Origin of the sequence: Streptomyces xylophagus (assembly GCF_000716435.1) — a bacterium.
GTDB lineage: Bacteria > Actinomycetota > Actinomycetes > Streptomycetales > Streptomycetaceae > Streptomyces > Streptomyces xylophagus.
The window spans coordinates 327,248-343,734 of record NZ_JNWO01000008.1; the positions used below are offsets into that span (position 1 = coordinate 327,248).

Consider the following 16,487-nt stretch of genomic DNA (forward strand, 5'->3'; position numbering starts at 1 on the left):
CACTGTATTTGACTAGTTAAGCAACCAGTGCTGTGATGCTTGCTTAACTAATTAAGTATGAGGTGATCATATGACTCCCCCAGCATCCGCACCCGCACCCGCACCGGACGGATTCGAGCACGCCACAGCAGACGTCGGCGGCATCCGGCTCCACTACGTGACCGGCGGATCAGGCCCCGCCGTGGTCCTCCTCCACGGCTGGCCGTTCAGCTGGATCGAATGGCGGGCCCTGATGCCCCTGCTCGCCGCACGCGGCTTCACGGTCGTCGCGCCCGACCTGCGCGGATCCGGCGACTCCCAGATCCCGCCCGGCCACTGGACCAAGCGCGAGGAGGCCGAGGATCTCCACCTCCTGCTGCGGCACCTGGGCCACGACCGGGCCTTCGTCGTCGGCACCGACGTCGGCGCGATGACCGCGCACGCCTGGGCCCAGGCCCGTCCCGACGACGTGATCCGGCTGGTCCTCAGTGAGGCGTTCCTGCCCGGCCACGGCCTGGAGGAGCACATGAACCCCGCCACCGGCGGCTCCTGGCACTTCGGCTTCCACGCCCAGAGCGACCTGGCCGCCATGCTCACCGCCGGCAAGGAGGAGCCGTACCTCTCCGGTTTCTGGTCGCTGATGACCGGCGGCGGCATCACCGCCGCCGACCGCGCCGACCTGCTGCGCGCCCACACCCGCCCCGACGCGATGCGCGGCGGCTTCGAGCACTACGCCACCCTCGTCGAGGACGGGCAGGCGGCCCGCGCCGGCGCCCGCCTGACCATGCCCGTCCTCGTCCTGAACGGCGAACACGGCCTGCCCCAGGACGTGTTGCTCGCCGGTGCCCGCGCCGCCGCGACCGACGTGGACCACGACACCGTCCCCGGAGCCGCGCACACCTTCGCTGCCGACAACCCGACCTGGACGGCCGACCGGCTCACCCGGTTCTTCACCACCCCGCCGGTCACAACTCCCGCTGCCACCAAGCCCGTTACCACCACTCCCGGCGCCTGACCCCCCGCCGGCCCGACACCGCACACGGAGCACTCCCCATGCAGATCCTCGTCATCGGCGCCACCGGCTACGCGGGCCGCCGCGTCTCAGCCGCCCTCGCCCGCGCCGGACACACCGTCCTCGGCCTGGCCCGCGACACCTCCGCCCCCGCGGCCCGCGCGCTCACCGCGGACGAAGTCACCCCCGTCGAGGGCGACTTCACCAAGCCGGACACCTGGCGCGGACACCTCGACGGCACCGATGCGGTCGTCCACCTGCTGCTGGACATGAGCGACCCCGTCGGCGGCGACCAGCGCCTGTTCGCCGAACTGCTCGCCGCCCAGGAGCGCGACGGCCGCCGACGCCACCTGGTGTTCACCACCGGCATCTCCTCCTACGGCCGCACCGGCCTCCCGCTCATGGACGAGACCACCCCCGGAAACCCCGAGAGCCCCATCGGCTTCCGCTTCACCCTGGAGAAGGAACTCGCCGCCTCCGGCCTCGCCCACACCGTGGTCCGCCCCGGCTTCCTGTACGGCGGCCCCGCGAGCACCTCCATGACCGGCCAGTGGTTCGCCGCCGCCGAGGCGGGCAACCCCGTCTTCTACGGCGACACCACCAAGCGCTGGAGCTGGGTCCACGTCGACGACCTCGCCGAGGCCTACGTCCGCATCCTCGACAACCCCGCAGCCGTCGACGGGGAGACCTTCGTCATCGCCGACGACCAACGCCTCACCGCCCTGGACATGCAGCGCACCGCCGTACGCGCCGCCGGCTACACCGGTGAGATAGCCCTGGAGAGCGCCGAGGCGGGCGGCATGCTGCAACTGGCCGCCGACCAGGACGAGTTGGTCACCAGCGCCAAGGCCCACCGCCTCCTGGGCTGGACCCCCCGCCACACCTCTTTCACCGACAACCCCACCCGGCACTACCGCGCCTGGGCCGAGAGCCGCTTCTGACACGACGCCGAAGGGCGCCCCGCAGGTGATCCGCGGGGCGCCCTTCGGCGTCGTAGAACCGTGTGACTGTACGGCGACTACAGCTTCTCGATGACGTAGTCGATGCACTTCGTCAGCGCCTCGACGTCCGCCGGGTCGATCGCCGGGAACATCGCGACGCGGAGCTGGTTGCGGCCGAGCTTGCGGTACGGCTCGGTGTCGACGATGCCGTTGGCGCGGAGGACCTTGGCGACGGCCGCCGCGTCGATCTCGTCGGCGAAGTCGATCGTGCCGATGACCTGGGAGCGCTTGGTGGCGTCCGCGACGAAGGGCGTCGCGTACTTGCTGTCCTCCGCCCAGGTGTACAGACGGCTGGACGAGTCCTTCGTGCGGGCCGTCGACCAGGCCAGGCCGCCCTGGCCGTTGATCCACTCCAGCTGCTCGTTGAGGAGGAACAGGGTGGACAGCGCAGGGGTGTTGTACGTCTGGTTCTTGCGGGAGTTGTCGATCGCCGTGGGGAGGCTGAAGAACTCCGGGACGTGGCGGCCGGACGCGGGGATACGCTCCGCGCGCTCGATCGCGGCCGGGGAGAACACGCCGATCCACAGGCCGCCGTCGGAGGCGAAGGACTTCTGCGGGGCGAAGTAGTAGACGTCCGTCTCGGCGATGTCGACCGGGAGGCCGCCCGCGCCCGACGTGGCGTCGACGAGTACGAGGGCGCCTTCGTCGGCTCCCGCGACCCGCTTGATGGGGGCCGCGACGCCCGTCGACGTCTCGTTGTGGGTGTACGCGTACACGTCCACGCCCGCCTCGGCGGCCGGCTCCGGGTGCGTGCCGGGGTCGGACGAGATCACCGTCGGCTCGGCCAGCCACGGCGCCAGCTTGGCCGCCTTGGCGAACTTCGAGCTGAACTCGCCGAAGGTCAGGTGCTGCGACTTGTTCTCGATGAGCCCGTGGGTCGCGACGTCCCAGAAGGCCGTCGAGCCGCCGTTGCCGAGGATCACCTCGTATCCCTCGGGGAGGGAGAACAGCGCGGAGACGCCCTCGCGCACCTTGCCGACCAGGTTCTTGACCGGGGCCTGGCGGTGGGACGTGCCCAGCAGAGACGTACCGGTGGCGGCCAGCGCGTCCAGCGCCTCCGTCCGCACCTTGGAGGGGCCAGCGCCGAAACGTCCGTCGGCGGGCTTGATGTCAGCGGGGATCTGGATATCAGCCACGAGCCGGAGGGTATCGCCTCGGTGAAACCGGACGGAAACGTGTCCGTTCGATGAGACGGGATCTCCGGCCCGTGGACCGTGCGATCAGTCGCCCGGCGTCAGCCGTACCGGCAGCTCGAAGATGTCGTTCTGCGTCACCACCGGCTTGTTGCGGAGTTCCGACGCCGGGACCGCCAGGTCCAGGTGCGGGAAACGCTCGTAGAGGGCCGGGAGTGCCACGTCCGCCTCCAGGCGGGACAGGGCCGCGCCCGGGCAGACGTGCGGGCCGTGGCCGAAGGAGATGTGGCGGTTCTCGCTGGTGCGGGTGATGTCGAACTCGCCGGCCGTCGGGCCGTGCGCCTGCTCGTCGCGGCCGATCGCGGCGTACGACACGATCAGCGCGTCCCCGGCCGGGAGGACCTTGTCGCCGACCTGGACGTCCTCCGTGGCGAAGCGGATCAGGACGTGCGAGGTGGGCGTCGAGTGGCGCAGGGTCTCCTCGGTCACCGACGACCAGTCGGCCTCGCCGGCCAGGACCAGGGCGCGCTGGACGGGGTGCGTCGACAGGTTGACGACCGCGTTGACGATCAGCGAGATCGTCGTCTCGTGGCCCGCCGCGACCATCAGCTGGAGCGTGGAGACGATCTCCTCGTCGGTGAGGTGGTCGCCCTCCTCGGAGGCCGCGATCAGGGCCGAGGTCAGGTCGTCGCCCGGCTCCGCGCGCTTCGCCGCGACCGTCTCGGCCATGATGCCCGCGAGCTCCGTGAGCGTCGCGATGACCTCGGCCGGCGGGGTCTGCGTCGAGAAGAACTTCTCGAACAGCTCCTTCAGACGCGGGAGTCTGGCCTCCGCTATCCCCATGAGGTCGGCGATGACGAACATGGGCAGCGGGTACGCGAACTCTGCCTTGAGGTCCACGACTTCGCCCTCGACGGCCTCAACTCCGTTGAGCAGCCCCTCCGTCAGCTTCGCGATCCGCTCCCGCATCTGCTCCACCCGGCGCGGGGTGAGCGCCTGCGCGACCAGCGTGCGCATCCGGCGGTGGTCGGCGCCGTCCACGGTCAGCATCGAACGGCCCGGGTTCGCCAGCCCGATCAGCGGCCAGTCCGCGGGGATCTCACCGCGCTGCCAGGCACCCCAGACGTTGATGTCCTTCACCAGCCGCGGATCCGTGAGCAGCTGTTTCGCCTCGGCGTGATGCGTGACCGCCCACACGGGCACACCACCGGGCAGTTCTACGGCGGCCAGCGGACCGGCGGCGCGCAGCCTGGCGCTCTCGCCGTCCAGGTCGCCGACGAAGGGGTCCAGGACAATACGGGTCTCTTCGGTACCGGTGCTCATACGGGATCGCCTCCAGGGCAGGGCTCATGGCCAACGGGCAAAGGGCAGAACTCAGAACTCGGAACTCAGAGCGCGGGGACCGGCGTGAACCGCACCGGCAGTGCGGTCAGGCCCCGCAGCCACGGCGAGGGCCTCCGTGTGAGGGACTCGGCCGGTACCGCCAGGTCGATGTCCGGCAGCCGGTCCAGTACGACCTCGATGCCCGTCCGCGCGACGACCTCGGCGACCTCCTGCGCGGGGAACGGACACCGGTGCTCCCCGTGCCCGAAGGAGAAGTGCGCGTTGTTGCCGCCGGTCAGCGCGGAGCCGTCGGTGCGGACCTGGGGGTCGGAGTTGGCGCCCTGGAGACCGAGGAGCAGCAGGTCGCCGGCGCGGATGCGGCGTCCGCCGAGCTGGGTGTCGCGGGAGGCCCAGCGCCCGGCCACGTTCTGCGTCGGGGTGTCCTCCCACAGCACCTCGTTCATCGCCTCGGCGACACTGTTGCGGCCGCCGAAGAGGGAGGCCGCGAAACGGTCGTCGGTCAGCATCAGGCGCAGCGAGTTGCCGATCCAGTCGGCGGTCGGCTGGTGGCCCGCCGCCATCATCACCATCAGGTCCTGGGCGATCTCCACGTCGGAGAACCCGGAGGCGTGCGTGAGCATCCGCGACACGACGTCGTCGGCCGGCCGCTCCTTCCGGTCGGCCAGCAACTGCCCCATGGACTCGGCGAGATGGGTCTGCCCGGCGATCGCCCGCTCACGTCCGTCGATCATGTCGTTGAGCGCGGTGACCAGACCCGGGCCCTGCTCGTCCCGGAAGCCGTAGAGCCGGGCCAGGACCCGTACCGGCAGCAGCATCGCGTAGTCGCCGACGATGTCCGTCTCGCCCTTGGCGCAGATCCCGTCGATCAGCTCGTCCGCGAACTTCTCGGCGTAGCCGCGCAGTTCGGACGGGTCCACCGCCTCCAGCGCGTCGCTGATCATGCCGACGCGCTCACGGTGGCGCTCGCCGACCGTGTAGAGGATCGACGGCTGCTTACGGCCGATCATCGGCAGCAGCGGCCAGTCGTCGGGGATGTGGTCCCACTGGCTCCACAGGTCCGAGTCACGGCTGAACAGCACCGGATCGCCGGTGACTTGATGCAGCTCGCGGTAGCCGAGCACCAGCCAGGCCGGGATGTCGCCGTCGAGCACCACCGGGGTCACGGCGCCGTGCGCACGCCTCATCTCCCGGTACAGCTGCGCCGGTTCGGTCTGGAACCTGGGTCCACTCAGCGGTACGGGCGCGGTCACAGGGCCAACTCCTGGTGGGGGGCGGGGACTTGGGGGCGGGCGGGGCCCTGGGCGTCGTAGGAACTCTTGACGTGCTCGACCAGGGTGATCAGGACCTGTTTCGCGGACGCGCGGGAGCGGGCGTCGCAGTCGAGGAGGGGGACGTGCGGGTCGAGGTCGAGGGCCTCGCGGATCTGCTGCGGGGCGTAGGTGGGGCCGCCGAAGTCGTTGCAGGCCACGATGAAGGGGGTGCCGTGGTGTTCGAGGCGGTCGATGGCGTACCAGGAGTCGCCGATGCGGCGGGTGTCGACGAGGACGACCGCGCCGAGCGTGCCGGAGAACAGGCGGTCCCAGAGGAACCAGAACCGCTCCTGGCCGGGGGCGCCGAACAGGTACAGCACATTGCGGGCGTCGAGCGTGATGCGGCCGAAGTCGAAGGCGACCGTGGTCGCGGACTTGCCGCGCACCTCGCTGATGTCGTCGACGGCCTCGCCGGCCTTCGTCATCGTCTCCTCGGTGTTGAGGGGACGTATCTCGCTGACCGAGCGGACCAGCGTGGTCTTGCCGACGCCGAAGCCGCCCACGACCACGATCTTCAGGCCGTTGTCGGCGGAGGCACCCAACGGGGTGCGCGCGTCAGAGGTTGCGGAGTCCAACGAGCACCTGTTCCAGGACGTCGGGATCGAGAACCGCCCCCCGCGGGTGCCGGGCGCTGACCCGGCCCGCCGCGAGAAGGTCGGAGAGGAGAATCTTGGTGATGCTCACCGGGAGCTTCAGTTCGGCCGCCAACTCCACGACTGCCGTGGGGTGTTCGGTGATCCGCAGGATCGCCGCGTGCTCCGACTGCATCCCGGTCACCGGATCGCACTCGGCGACCACGAGGGTCACCAGGTCGAACGGGCTGTCCGGTGCGGAGCGGGCGCGGCCTCCGGTGAGCGTGTAGAGGCGGTCGGGTGAGTCGTCCCTGCCGGGGCGGCTCATCACGAACGGGGTTCCGCGCGCAGGTGCTCGCCGAGCTGTTCCACCAGTTCGCTCATGTTGTGCCCGATCAGCCCCGCGTCCGCGTCCTCGGCGGTGACGAGGGCCAGGTGCGCGCCCTCGCCCGCCTCGACGATGAACAGCACCCCGCCGTAGAACTCGGTCATCGCGGAGCGCACGCCCCCGCTGCCGTCGCCGAACTCCACCGACGCGCCGTGCGACAGCGACTGGATTCCGGCGGCGATCGCGGCGAGCTGGTCGGCCTGGTCGACGGAGAGTTCGGGCGTCCGGCACAGCTTCAGGCCGTCCCGGGACAGCACGAGCGCGTGCCGCGCGCCCGGGGTGCGCTCCAGGAGGCCCTCGATGAGCCAGGTGAGCTTCTCGTCGGCGGTGGTCGTGCCGGTCATGACGTGGGGTTGCCTTCCGGGTGGGAGAGGGAGAGGGGCTCTGCTGATTCGGTGTGCTCGGGCTCCGACTCCGGTGCGGGCACGGCCTGTTCGGCCCCCGCGCCGCGTACGGCCTGCCGGAAGCTGTTGAAGCGGGCCGTCCGCGCGAGGGTGTCGTCGGCCGAGGGCGCGCGGCTCGGCTCGGGCGCCGCGGACGGGGACGCGGCACGCGCGCGTGCACGCTCGGCCTCCGCCAGCGCCTGACCCCGGCGCCGCTTGGGCAGGCCTTCGGGCAGGGTGTCCGGGACGTCCAGCACCGGTTCGGGCAGGGCGCCGCGGTCCGGCGACTCGTGCGTGGGCACCGGCTCCGGGTCCAGGTCGTCGAGGGCCCGCCCGGAGGCGTACGACACCCAGGGCTCCGCTACGGCCGCCGGTTCCGGCTCGGTCTCCGGCTCGGGCTCCTTCGTGAGCGCGGTCGGCGGCTCGGGGAGCGCGAGGGACTCCTGCGCCGCCACCGGGGCGTCCTGGGGCACCAGGATGTCCTGCGGTACGAGCATCAGGACGCCCGTGCCGCCGCGCGCGGAGGGCCGGTACGACACCTTCAGGCCGTACTTGCGGGCCAGCCGGCCCACGACCGCGAGGCCCAGCCGGGTGCCGGTGAGGCCGCCCAGTTCGGCGGAGTCGCCGGTCACCGCCCGTTCCGCGCGCCGCAGTTGGATGTCGCCCATGACCAGACCGCTGTCCTCGACCGACAGGATGACCCCGGCCGGCACCTCCTCGACGTACACATGCACCTCGGCGCTCGGCGGCGAGAAGTTCGCCGCGTTGTCGAGGAGTTCGGCCAGCGCGTGCATCACGCCCTCGGCCGCGTGCCCGGCGACGGCGGCGTCGCTCGCGGAGTGCACCCGCACCCGCTGGTAGCCGCTGATCCGGCCCATCGCGCCGCGCAGGATCGACTCCATGGCGATCGGGCGGGCCCAACGGCGGCCGGAGCGGGCGCCGGTGAGGACGGCGACGGAGTCGGCCAGCCGGCCCGCCTGCGCGGTGCGGTGGTCGAGGTGGAGCAGGTCGGCGAGGACGTCCTCGTCCGAGTGCCGCTCCTCCATGCCGCGCAGGTCGGCGAGCATGCCGGTGGCCAACGCCTGCATACGGCCCGCCGCGTTGGCGGTCGCGGAGAGCGCGGCGGCCCGCTCGTAGGAGTCCCGGCGGGCGCGCTCCGTCAACTGCCTGTTCTCGGCGGTCAGTCGGGCGCGCTCCAGCTCGCTCTCCTCCGTGAGGCGGGTGCGCTCCTCGGCGAAGGACGTGGTGAGCCGCATCCGCTCCTGCGAGAAGTCGGAGATCAACCGGGCGCGTTCCTGCGAGAGTTCCGAGGTCAGCCGGGCCCGCTCGTGGGTCAGCTCCTCGGTCAGCTGCACGCGCTCCCGGTCGAACTCCGTGCTCAGCCGCGCCCGTTCCTGCAGCAGCCGCCCCGCGTCCAGCGTGACGGCCTCCAGCCGACGGCGGGTGATACGGACCGTCTGGTACGCGTGCGCGGCGATCGCGACCGCCGCGATCAGCAACAGCGCGCCGGCGGCCGCACCGCAGGCCATCGGGAGCCGCTTCGCATCGGGTGTCACATAGACAGCGCCGACGGCCGCGAGTCCGGCCAGTACGGCGGTGAGTATGGGGGCGGGGGCGACGGTGCGGAAGGTGGGGCGTTCGCCGGCAAGTATGGGGGCGGTCATGAAGGGGGTCCTCGGTCGGGTCCTCGGGCGTCTTTGGTCGGGGTCCTCAGTCGTCCTCGGTCGTGTCCTCGGGGGGTGCTCGTCGGGTTCCTGGGCGAGAAGCGACACCGGGTGCTCAACTGACGGTCACTATATGAGAGTTAGTGATCGAACTGGGGAGGTTCTGGATGCGTTTACAGAATCCCTTCATGCTGGGGGACATGGCCGATCTTCAGGTGGATCTTCAGGCGGGACTGGCGGACGTCCAGGCAGAGCTGCGGCGGACCGTCCGGGGCGAGGTCGGCTTCGACGTCACGTCCCGGGCGCTGATGACCATGGACGCGTCCAACTACCGGCGCGTCCCGCTGGGTGTCGTCGCACCCCGTGACGCCGACGACGTGGCGGCGACGCTCGCGGCCTGCCGCTCGCACGGGGTGCCGGTCGTGGCCCGCGGCGGCGGCACCTCGATCGCCGGCCAGGCGACCGGCACCGGCGTGGTCCTCGACTTCACCCGCCACATGAACGCCCTGGTGTCCCTGGACCCCGACTCCCGTACGGCGGTCGTGCAGCCCGGCCTGGTCCTCGACCGCCTCCAACAGGCCGCCGCCCCGCACGGGTTGCGCTTCGGCCCCGACCCCTCCACCCACAGCCGCTGCACCCTCGGTGGCATGATCGGCAACAACTCCTGCGGCTCCCACTCGGTCGCCTGGGGCACGACGGCCGACAGCGTGCGCGAACTGTCCGTGATCACCGCGCGCGGCGACCTGCTGCGCCTCGGCCAGGACTGGGCGGGCGCCCCGGAGGGTCTCCGGCCGCTCGTGGAGGGCGAGTTGGCCCGCCTGCGCACCGGCTTCCCCGACCTCCCCCGCCGTATCTCGGGCTACGCCCTGGACGCCCTCCTCCCCGAGAAGGGCGCGGACGTCGCCCGCTCCTTCTGCGGCAGCGAGGGCACCCTGGGCATCCTCACGGAGGCGGTCGTACGACTCGTCGAGGCGCCCCGCGCGCGTGCCCTCGCCGTGCTGGCGTACGCCGACGAGAGCGCGGCGGCGGAGGCGGCGGCAGGCCTGCTGCCCTTCGCACCGCTCACCGTCGAGGGGATGGCGGCCGATCTGGTCCGCTCCACGGCGGACCTGCCCCGGGGTGGTGCCTGGTTGTTCGTGGAGACCGGCGGCGACACGGAGGCGGAGGCACGCGCGCGTGCGGAGACCATCGTCCGCGCGGCCGACGTCCTCGACTCCCTGGTGGTGACGGAGGCGGCGAGCCAACGGGCGTTGTGGCGCATCCGCGAGGACGCCAGCGGTACGGCGACCAGAATGCCGGACGGCTCCGAGGCCTGGCCCGGCTGGGAGGACTGCGCAGTGCCGCCGGCTCAACTGGGCGCGTACCTGCGGGACTTCAGAGGCCTGCTCGGAACGCATGGCCTGCGCGGCACGCCGTACGGCCACTTCGGGGACGGCTGCATCCACGTCCGCATCGACTTCGACCTGCTGACGGAGCCGGGTGTCGCCCGCTTCCGGAGCTTCTCGGAGGACCTCGCCGAACTGGTCGTCGCCCACGGCGGCTCGCTCTCCGGCGAACACGGCGACGGCCAGGCCCGCGCCGAACTGCTGCCGAAGATGTACGGCGACGAGATGGTGACCCTCTTCGAGCGCACGAAGGCCGTCTGGGACCCGGACGACCTCCTCAACCCGGGCATCCTGGTGCGCCCCGCCCCGCTCGACACGAACCTCCGCTTCGCCGTCCTGCCCCGCGAGCCGGTGGACGTGGCCTTCGGCTACCCGTCCGACGGCGGCGACTTCTCGGCGGCGGTACGGCGGTGCGTGGGGGTCGCCAAGTGTCGTACGACAGAGGCTTCCGGGCCCTCTGTGATGTGCCCGTCGTTCCGGGTGACCGGCGAGGAGCGGCACTCCACCCGCGGGCGGGCCCGGCTGCTGCACGAGATGCTCGCCGGTGAACTGGTCACCGACGGCTGGAAGTCGACGGAGGTACGCGACGCGCTCGACCTGTGCCTGTCCTGCAAGGGCTGCCGCACGGACTGCCCGGTCGAGGTCGACATGGCCACGTACAAGGCGGAGTTCCTGCACCACCACTACGAGGGACGGCGACGGCCCGCCGCGCACTACGCGATGGGCTGGCTGCCGCGCTGGCTACGGCTGGTGGAGCGGACGCGTACGGCGTGGCTGGTCAACTCCCTTGCTTCCGCGGGCCCGTTGGCGTGGATGGCCAAGCGGCTGGGCGGGATCGCGCCCGAGCGGAGGATTCCCCGGGTGGCGAGGGTGACGTTCACCCGGTGGTCGAAGCGATGGTTCAGGGCGAGGATGCGGGGGATGCGCGCCGAGTTCCGAGCGGGCCGGCAACCCGAGCGTCCCCGGGGCGGTGCCGTCATGATCTGGCCGGACACGTTCACGGAACACCTCTCACCGTCGGTGGGCGTGGCGGCCGTGCGGGTGCTGGAGGCGGCCGGGCTCTTCGTGGTGCCCATGCCGACGAAGACCATGGGCGTGAAGGAGCTGCCGGACGAGGACGGCGAGGGCACGTCGTACACCTTCAGCCCCTGGAAGGCCCGCCGAGTCCGGGTCTGCTGCGGCCTGACCTACGTGTCCACCGGCCAACTCGACCGCGCCCGCGCGGTGTTGCGCGACACGCTCGACGTGCTGGACGTGTTCCTGAGCCCCGACCTGCCCGAACTGGACGAGATCCCCGCGTACTTCGTCGTCCTGGAGCCGAGCTGTGCGGCAGCCCTCCGCACCGACCTCCCCGAACTCCTCCCCGACGACCCCCGCGCGGCCCGCCTCGCCGCGAGGGTCCTCACCTTCGCGGAGGCCCTGGAGCGCCTCGCCGCCCCCGGCTGGACCCCGCCCCGCATCGACCGCCCCACCGTCGGCCAGACCCACTGCCACCAGCACGCCGTCCTCGGCGACACCCCCGACCGCCGCCTGCGCGAGGCGACCGGCCTCACCGGTGAACTCTCCGGCGGCTGCTGCGGATTGGCAGGCAACTTCGGCTTCGAGAAGGGCCACTACGAGGTGTCGGCGGCCTGTGCGGAGGAACAACTGCTGCCGTCGGTACGGGAGGCGTCGCAGGACGCGGTGATCCTGGCGGACGGATTCTCGTGCCGTACGCAGCTGGAGCAGTTGGCGGGGGTACGGGGGCGGCATCTGGCGGAGGTATTGGCGGAGGCGTTGGAGGCGGACGACAAGTGACCTACGAACTGGCCCGAGTCGCCGTCCTCTCCGACATCCACGGAGTGCTCCCCGCCCTGGAAGCGGTCCTCGCCGAACCGGAGGTGGCCGCCGCCGACCGCGTCGTCCTCACCGGCGACATCACGGCCGGCCCCCAACCGGCGGAAGTGGTCGACCTGTTGCGCGAGCAGGGCGACCACGTGCTGTGGATCGCGGGCAACGCGGACCGCGAACTGGTCGAGTACCGCAGGGGCAAGCGCGACGACATCCCCGACCCGATCGCTCCCTACGCGGCAACGGCCCTCCGCGCCGACCAGATCGACTTCCTGGCCGGCCTCCCCAAGACCCTGACACTCCCCGTCCGAGGCCACGGCAGGGTCCTCTTCTGCCACGCCACACCCCGCGACGACGAGGAGGTCGTCCTCGTCGACTCCCGCCCCGCCCGCTGGACGGAGGTCCTGGCCGGCCTCGACGACGACATCCGCACAGTCGTCTGCGGCCACACCCACATGCCGTACGTCCGCCTCGCCCACGGCCGTCTGATCGTCAACCCGGGCAGCGTCGGCATGCCGTACGGCCGCCCCGGCGCCCACTGGTGCCTGCTCGGCCCCGGCACGGACCTGCGCGTGACGCCGTACGACATCCCGGCGGCTATCGCGCGCCTCACCCGCGAGTCCGGCTACCCGGAGATCGCCGAGTGGGCCGACTACTTCCTCAACGCGCGGGCGTCGGACACGGAGGCGATGGAGGTGTTCGGACCCCGGGACGGGCGGGGGTGACTGCCTAGGCTGGCTGTTCGACCGCGGTCTCGACCAGCCAGGGAGCCCCACGTATGACGAACCTCCGCGTCCGCCCCATCACCCGCGAGGAACACCTCGCGTTCGTCGCGGCCCGCCCCTCCGCCAGCCATATGCAGGTCCCCTCGTGGGGCGAGGTGAAGCCCGACTGGCGGGCGGAGAGCCTGGGGTGGTTCGAGGAGACGGGCGGCCAACTGGCCGGGGTGGGGCTGGTGTTGTACCGGCCCGTGCCCAAACTCAAGAAGTACCTCGCGTATCTGCCCGAGGGGCCGGTCATCGACTGGCACGCCGCTGACCTCGACCGCTGGCTCGACCCGATGCTCGCCCACCTCAAGTCGCAGGGCGCGTTCACGGTGAAGATGGGCCCGCCCGTCGTCGTACGCCGCTGGAGCGCGGACGCGGTGAAGGCCGCGATCGCCGACCCGGACGCACGCCGCCTGCGGGACGCGGAGCCGACCTCGTACGAACCGCGCGCCTACGAGATCGCCGACCGCCTGCGCCGCGCGGGCTGGCAGCAGACGGAGCCCGGGGGAGAGGACGGGTTCGCGGCCGGGCAGCCGCGGTACGTGTTCCAAGTGCCGTTCGCAGGGCGGTCGTTGGAGGACATCCACGCCGGCCTCAACCAGCAGTGGCGCCGCAACATCAAGAAGGCCGAGAAGGCCGGGGTGAAGGTGGTCCAGGGCGGCTACGACGAACTCCCCGCCTTCTACGAGCTCTACGCCGAGACCGCCGAACGCGACCGCTTCATCCCGCGCCCGCTGCCCTACTTCCAGCGCATGTGGACCGCCCTCACCGCCGAACACCCCGACCGCATGCGCCTCTACCTCGCCCACCACGACGGCGACATCCTCGCCGCGGCCACGATGCTGACCGTCGGCCGGCACGTCTGGTACTCCTACGGCGCCTCCACCAGCCGCCGCCGCGAGGTGCAGCCCAACAACGCGATGCAGTGGCGCATGATGGCCGACGCCCACCAACTCGGCGCCGCCGTATACGACTTCAGGGGCATCACGGACACCCTTGAGGAGTCGAACCACCTGCTGGGGCTGCTGCGTTTCAAGGCCGGCACGGGTGGAGAGGCCGTCGAGTACCTGGGGGAGTGGGACTTCCCCCTCAACCGGCTGCTGCACAAGGCGCTGGACCTCTACATGGCGCGCCGCTGAGGGCTCCCGGGGCTCTTGTTTGAGGGCGGAAGCACAGGTTCGTTAAGGCTGCTCTCAGGTTTATCAGAGAACTCTCAGGTTCGCCGCCGTAACTCAGGATTCACAAAGGTATTCACAGCTCATGTTTGCCGTTCGCTCGACGACTTTGCTGCGACTTGGCTACAGGGGCGTGTAAGTTTCTGGGTGTCGGGAATTCCCCGGGCGGTAAAACGCTCGACTTTGACGCACAAATTCCACTGCACAACCTAGGAGTTCGGAATGGGCCTCAACAAGCTCGCCCCGCTGCCCAAGCCCAAGAAGCAGCAGCTTCCGCCCCCGCCGCCCCCGAAGCCCCGCAAGAAGCACGAGCCGAAGCCCCTGCCGAAGCCGCTGCCCGGCCAGGACAGCTGAACCGGCAGTAGAGGGAGGGCCGACCCACGCAGTCGGCCCTCTTTTCTTTCCCGAATTCGAAAGTCCAAGGAATTCTGATGACGGAAAGCGAGCGTATTGTGGAAATGGCTACGGACGAGGAAGACCTCGAATACGAGGACGACGAAACTCCCACCATTCCCGCCCGTACGGCTTTCCGTCGCTTCTGGCCGCTCACCCAGGGCCTCAGACGCTGGCTGGTCCTCGTCTGGGTGTGCACGGTCATCGCCGCGCTCGCCGAGACCGAGTCGATCCTTCTCTTCAGCGACCTCACCGACCGCGCCCTGGCGAAGGGCTCGCTGAGCGCGTTCTGGAGCCCCGCCGTCAAATGGCTGGGCGTGGCGCTCGTCGGCGCGGTCGTCGCGTACGCCGGCAACTCCCTTGCCGCGTGGGCCACCGAACGTTTCGTGATGAGACTGCGCGAGCATGTCTTCGACCACGTACAGCAGTTGCCGCCGCACTTCTTCCAACGGCACCGCCAGGGCGACCTGTTGTCCCGTCTGACCAGCGACGTGGAGGCGATCGAGACCCTCGTCGTGTCCGGCGTCGTCGGCACCGCCTCCGCGATCTTCTCCGCCCTCTTCTACGCCGCCGCCGCGTTCTGGCTGCGCTGGGACCTGGCCGCGGCGACCTTCGTCCTCGCCCCCCTCTTCTGGCTCGCGGCCCGCCGCTTCTCCGGCTCCATCAAGGACGTCTCGCGCGAGGGCCGGGTCGCCGACGGCGCGATCACCTCCGTCGTCGAGGAGTCCCTCGGCAACATCGTGCTCACCCAGGCGTACGGCCGCCGCGACGCGGAACGCCGCCGGCTGAACGAAGAGGCGAGCGCCTGGTTCCGCGCCTCGGTCTGCTCGACGCGGCTCAACGAGGCGTACGAGCAACTCGTGTCCGTCATCGAGACGGTGTGCGTGCTCGCCGTCATCGGCATCGGCGCCTGGGAGATCTCCACCGGCCGCATGACCCTCGGTCAACTCCTCGCGTTCTCCGCCTTCTTGGGCTATCTCTACCCGCCCGTCCGCGGCCTCGCCCAACTCGGCCTGACCATCACCGCCGCCACCGCGGGCGCCGAGCGCCTCATCGAGATCCTCGACGTACGCCCCTCCGTCGCCGACCCCGCCCGCGACACGGAGACCGGCCGCCCCGACGGCACGGTCGAACTCCGCGACGTCTCCTTCAGCTACCCCGGCGCCGACCAAGTCGCCCTGGAGAAACTCTCCTTCACCGTCAACCCCGGTGAACTCGTGATCGTCACCGGCCCCAGCGGCGCCGGCAAGTCCACGGTCTCCAAAATGCTCCTCCGCTTCTACGACCCCGACGCGGGCGAAGTCCTCCTCGACGGCGTACCGCTGCGAGACCTCCCCCTCGCCCGGCTGCGCGAGTACGTGACCCTGCTCCCCCAGGAGACCCTCGTCCTGCACGACACCGTCCGCGCGAACATCGCCTGCGGCCGCCCAGGCGCGAGCGAGCAGGCGATCGTGGACGCGGCGATCGCGGCCGACGCCCACGAGTTCATCCTCCGCCTCCCCGACGGCTACGACACGAGGGTCGACCCCAACTCGGCCCGCCTGTCCGGCGGTCAGCTCCAGCGCCTCGCGATCGCCCGCGCGATCCTGCGCGACGCGCCGGTCCTGGTCCTCGACGAGCCGACCACCGGACTGGACTCGATGGCCGCCCGCCGGGTCGTGAAGCCGCTACGACGACTGATGGCGGGCCGTACGACCATCATGATCACCCACGACCTCAACCTCGCCCCCGACGCCGACCGCATCCTGGTCGTCGACCGGGGCCGGATCGTGGAGACGGGCCGGCACGAGGAGCTGATGGCGCAGGGCGGCGCCTACTCGCGACTGCACCGCTCGCAGAACAACGCGGTGATGGACACCGGGGAACTGCGGTTGCCGATGTTCGCGGAGGCGGGACTGCCGGTGGGTGCGCCCGCGCCCGAGCCGGCGGTCGCCTACGGCTACTCGAGCTACTCCGGGTACTCCCCGCAGCCGGTCTTCACGGAGAGCTGGGCACCACAGCCGTACCAGCCCCCGCACCCAGAGCCCGAGTACTCGCAGTACGTGGAGTACGCCGATCCCCTCTTCGGCCCGATGCCCACCACCCTCCCCGACGGTCGCCCCCTGTTCCGGGACGAGGTCCCCTGGAGCGGCATCTGAACCACTGATCGCT

14 protein-coding genes are annotated in these 16,487 nt (G+C 71.0%); 7 read left to right on the forward strand and 7 right to left on the reverse strand.

The features are described 5' to 3' along the window. The first annotated feature begins 70 nt into the window (after nucleotides 1-70). Nucleotides 71-994 carry an alpha/beta fold hydrolase gene (locus tag OO70_RS21540; RefSeq protein WP_051741479.1) on the forward strand — a complete coding sequence of 308 codons (924 nt, stop codon included), beginning with the start codon at nucleotides 71-73 and terminating at the stop codon, nucleotides 992-994. Between the two features lie 38 nt (nucleotides 995-1,032). Further along, nucleotides 1,033-1,932 carry an NAD-dependent epimerase/dehydratase family protein gene (locus OO70_RS21545; RefSeq protein ID WP_043673664.1) on the forward strand — a complete coding sequence of 300 codons (900 nt, stop codon included), beginning with the start codon at nucleotides 1,033-1,035 and terminating at the stop codon, nucleotides 1,930-1,932. A gap of 77 nt (nucleotides 1,933-2,009) precedes the next feature. Here OO70_RS21545 and serC read toward each other — a convergent pair whose 3' ends face one another. The 7 genes from serC to OO70_RS21580 form a co-directional block, all read right to left on the reverse strand. Next, nucleotides 2,010-3,128 carry a phosphoserine transaminase gene (gene serC / locus OO70_RS21550; RefSeq protein WP_043673667.1) on the reverse strand — a complete coding sequence of 373 codons (1,119 nt, stop codon included), beginning with the start codon at nucleotides 3,126-3,128 and terminating at the stop codon, nucleotides 2,010-2,012. Between the two features lie 84 nt (nucleotides 3,129-3,212). Continuing rightward, complete coding sequence (locus tag OO70_RS21555) at nucleotides 3,213-4,448, reverse strand: cytochrome P450 family protein (protein WP_043673670.1); 1,236 nt, start codon at nucleotides 4,446-4,448, stop codon at nucleotides 3,213-3,215. A 65-nt stretch (nucleotides 4,449-4,513) separates the two neighbouring features. Beyond that, complete coding sequence (locus tag OO70_RS21560) at nucleotides 4,514-5,719, reverse strand: cytochrome P450 (RefSeq protein WP_043673675.1); 1,206 nt, start codon at nucleotides 5,717-5,719, stop codon at nucleotides 4,514-4,516. Then, the gene (locus OO70_RS21565; protein WP_078651493.1) at nucleotides 5,716-6,354 is read right to left on the reverse strand and encodes a GTP-binding protein; all 639 of its coding nucleotides are present in this window, start codon (nucleotides 6,352-6,354) and stop codon (nucleotides 5,716-5,718) included. Before OO70_RS21565 ends, OO70_RS21560 begins: the two co-directional genes overlap by 4 nt. Continuing rightward, nucleotides 6,335-6,679, reverse strand: a complete 345-nt coding sequence (locus tag OO70_RS21570) for a DUF742 domain-containing protein (RefSeq protein ID WP_043673681.1) — start codon at nucleotides 6,677-6,679, stop codon at nucleotides 6,335-6,337. The genes OO70_RS21565 and OO70_RS21570 overlap by 20 nt, the downstream gene beginning before the upstream one ends. Then, a complete protein-coding gene (locus OO70_RS21575) occupies nucleotides 6,679-7,083 on the reverse strand; it encodes a roadblock/LC7 domain-containing protein (RefSeq protein ID WP_019057294.1) in 405 nt (134 codons plus the stop codon). The genes OO70_RS21570 and OO70_RS21575 overlap by 1 nt, the downstream gene beginning before the upstream one ends. Continuing rightward, a complete protein-coding gene (locus OO70_RS21580; protein WP_043673687.1) occupies nucleotides 7,080-8,786 on the reverse strand; it encodes a sensor histidine kinase in 1,707 nt (568 codons plus the stop codon). The genes OO70_RS21575 and OO70_RS21580 overlap by 4 nt, the downstream gene beginning before the upstream one ends. Nucleotides 8,787-8,986: 200 nt before the next feature. Between OO70_RS21580 and OO70_RS21585 the strand changes: the two genes are divergently transcribed. From OO70_RS21585 to OO70_RS21600, 5 genes are all read left to right on the forward strand, one after another. Then, nucleotides 8,987-11,968, forward strand: coding sequence for an FAD-binding and (Fe-S)-binding domain-containing protein (locus tag OO70_RS21585; RefSeq protein WP_407702816.1), 2,982 nt, complete (start codon nucleotides 8,987-8,989; stop codon nucleotides 11,966-11,968). Next, nucleotides 11,965-12,726: a metallophosphoesterase family protein gene (locus tag OO70_RS21590; protein WP_043673689.1), complete on the forward strand. Its 762-nt coding sequence runs from the start codon at nucleotides 11,965-11,967 to the stop codon at nucleotides 12,724-12,726. The genes OO70_RS21585 and OO70_RS21590 overlap by 4 nt, the downstream gene beginning before the upstream one ends. Nucleotides 12,727-12,779: 53 nt before the next feature. Continuing rightward, nucleotides 12,780-13,907: a lipid II:glycine glycyltransferase FemX gene (locus tag OO70_RS21595; RefSeq protein WP_043673692.1), complete on the forward strand. Its 1,128-nt coding sequence runs from the start codon at nucleotides 12,780-12,782 to the stop codon at nucleotides 13,905-13,907. 258 nt (nucleotides 13,908-14,165) lie between these two features. Continuing rightward, on the forward strand, nucleotides 14,166-14,297 hold the full coding sequence (locus tag OO70_RS56665; protein ID WP_019072556.1) for a hypothetical protein: 132 nt from the start codon (nucleotides 14,166-14,168) through the stop codon (nucleotides 14,295-14,297). A gap of 104 nt (nucleotides 14,298-14,401) precedes the next feature. After that, the gene (locus tag OO70_RS21600; RefSeq protein ID WP_043673696.1) at nucleotides 14,402-16,474 is read left to right on the forward strand and encodes an ABC transporter ATP-binding protein; all 2,073 of its coding nucleotides are present in this window, start codon (nucleotides 14,402-14,404) and stop codon (nucleotides 16,472-16,474) included. Nucleotides 16,475-16,487 lie beyond the last annotated feature (13 nt).

What these genes read in the sequence shown, in the direction of transcription:
- OO70_RS21570 (WP_043673681.1), bottom strand. Translation starts at nt 6,679, where the DNA reads ATGAGCCGCCCCGGCAGGGACGACTCACCCGACCGCCTCTACACGCTC.
- OO70_RS21580 (WP_043673687.1), bottom strand. Translation starts at nt 8,786, where the DNA reads ATGACCGCCCCCATACTTGCCGGCGAACGCCCCACCTTCCGCACCGTC.
- OO70_RS21600 (WP_043673696.1), top strand. Translation starts at nt 14,402, where the DNA reads ATGGCTACGGACGAGGAAGACCTCGAATACGAGGACGACGAAACTCCC.
- OO70_RS21575 (WP_019057294.1), bottom strand. Translation starts at nt 7,083, where the DNA reads ATGACCGGCACGACCACCGCCGACGAGAAGCTCACCTGGCTCATCGAG.
- OO70_RS21585 (WP_407702816.1), top strand. Translation starts at nt 8,987, where the DNA reads ATGGCCGATCTTCAGGTGGATCTTCAGGCGGGACTGGCGGACGTCCAG.
- OO70_RS21545 (WP_043673664.1), top strand. Translation starts at nt 1,033, where the DNA reads ATGCAGATCCTCGTCATCGGCGCCACCGGCTACGCGGGCCGCCGCGTC.
- OO70_RS56665 (WP_019072556.1), top strand. Translation starts at nt 14,166, where the DNA reads ATGGGCCTCAACAAGCTCGCCCCGCTGCCCAAGCCCAAGAAGCAGCAG.
- OO70_RS21595 (WP_043673692.1), top strand. Translation starts at nt 12,780, where the DNA reads ATGACGAACCTCCGCGTCCGCCCCATCACCCGCGAGGAACACCTCGCG.
- OO70_RS21540 (WP_051741479.1), top strand. Translation starts at nt 71, where the DNA reads ATGACTCCCCCAGCATCCGCACCCGCACCCGCACCGGACGGATTCGAG.
- OO70_RS21555 (WP_043673670.1), bottom strand. Translation starts at nt 4,448, where the DNA reads ATGAGCACCGGTACCGAAGAGACCCGTATTGTCCTGGACCCCTTCGTC.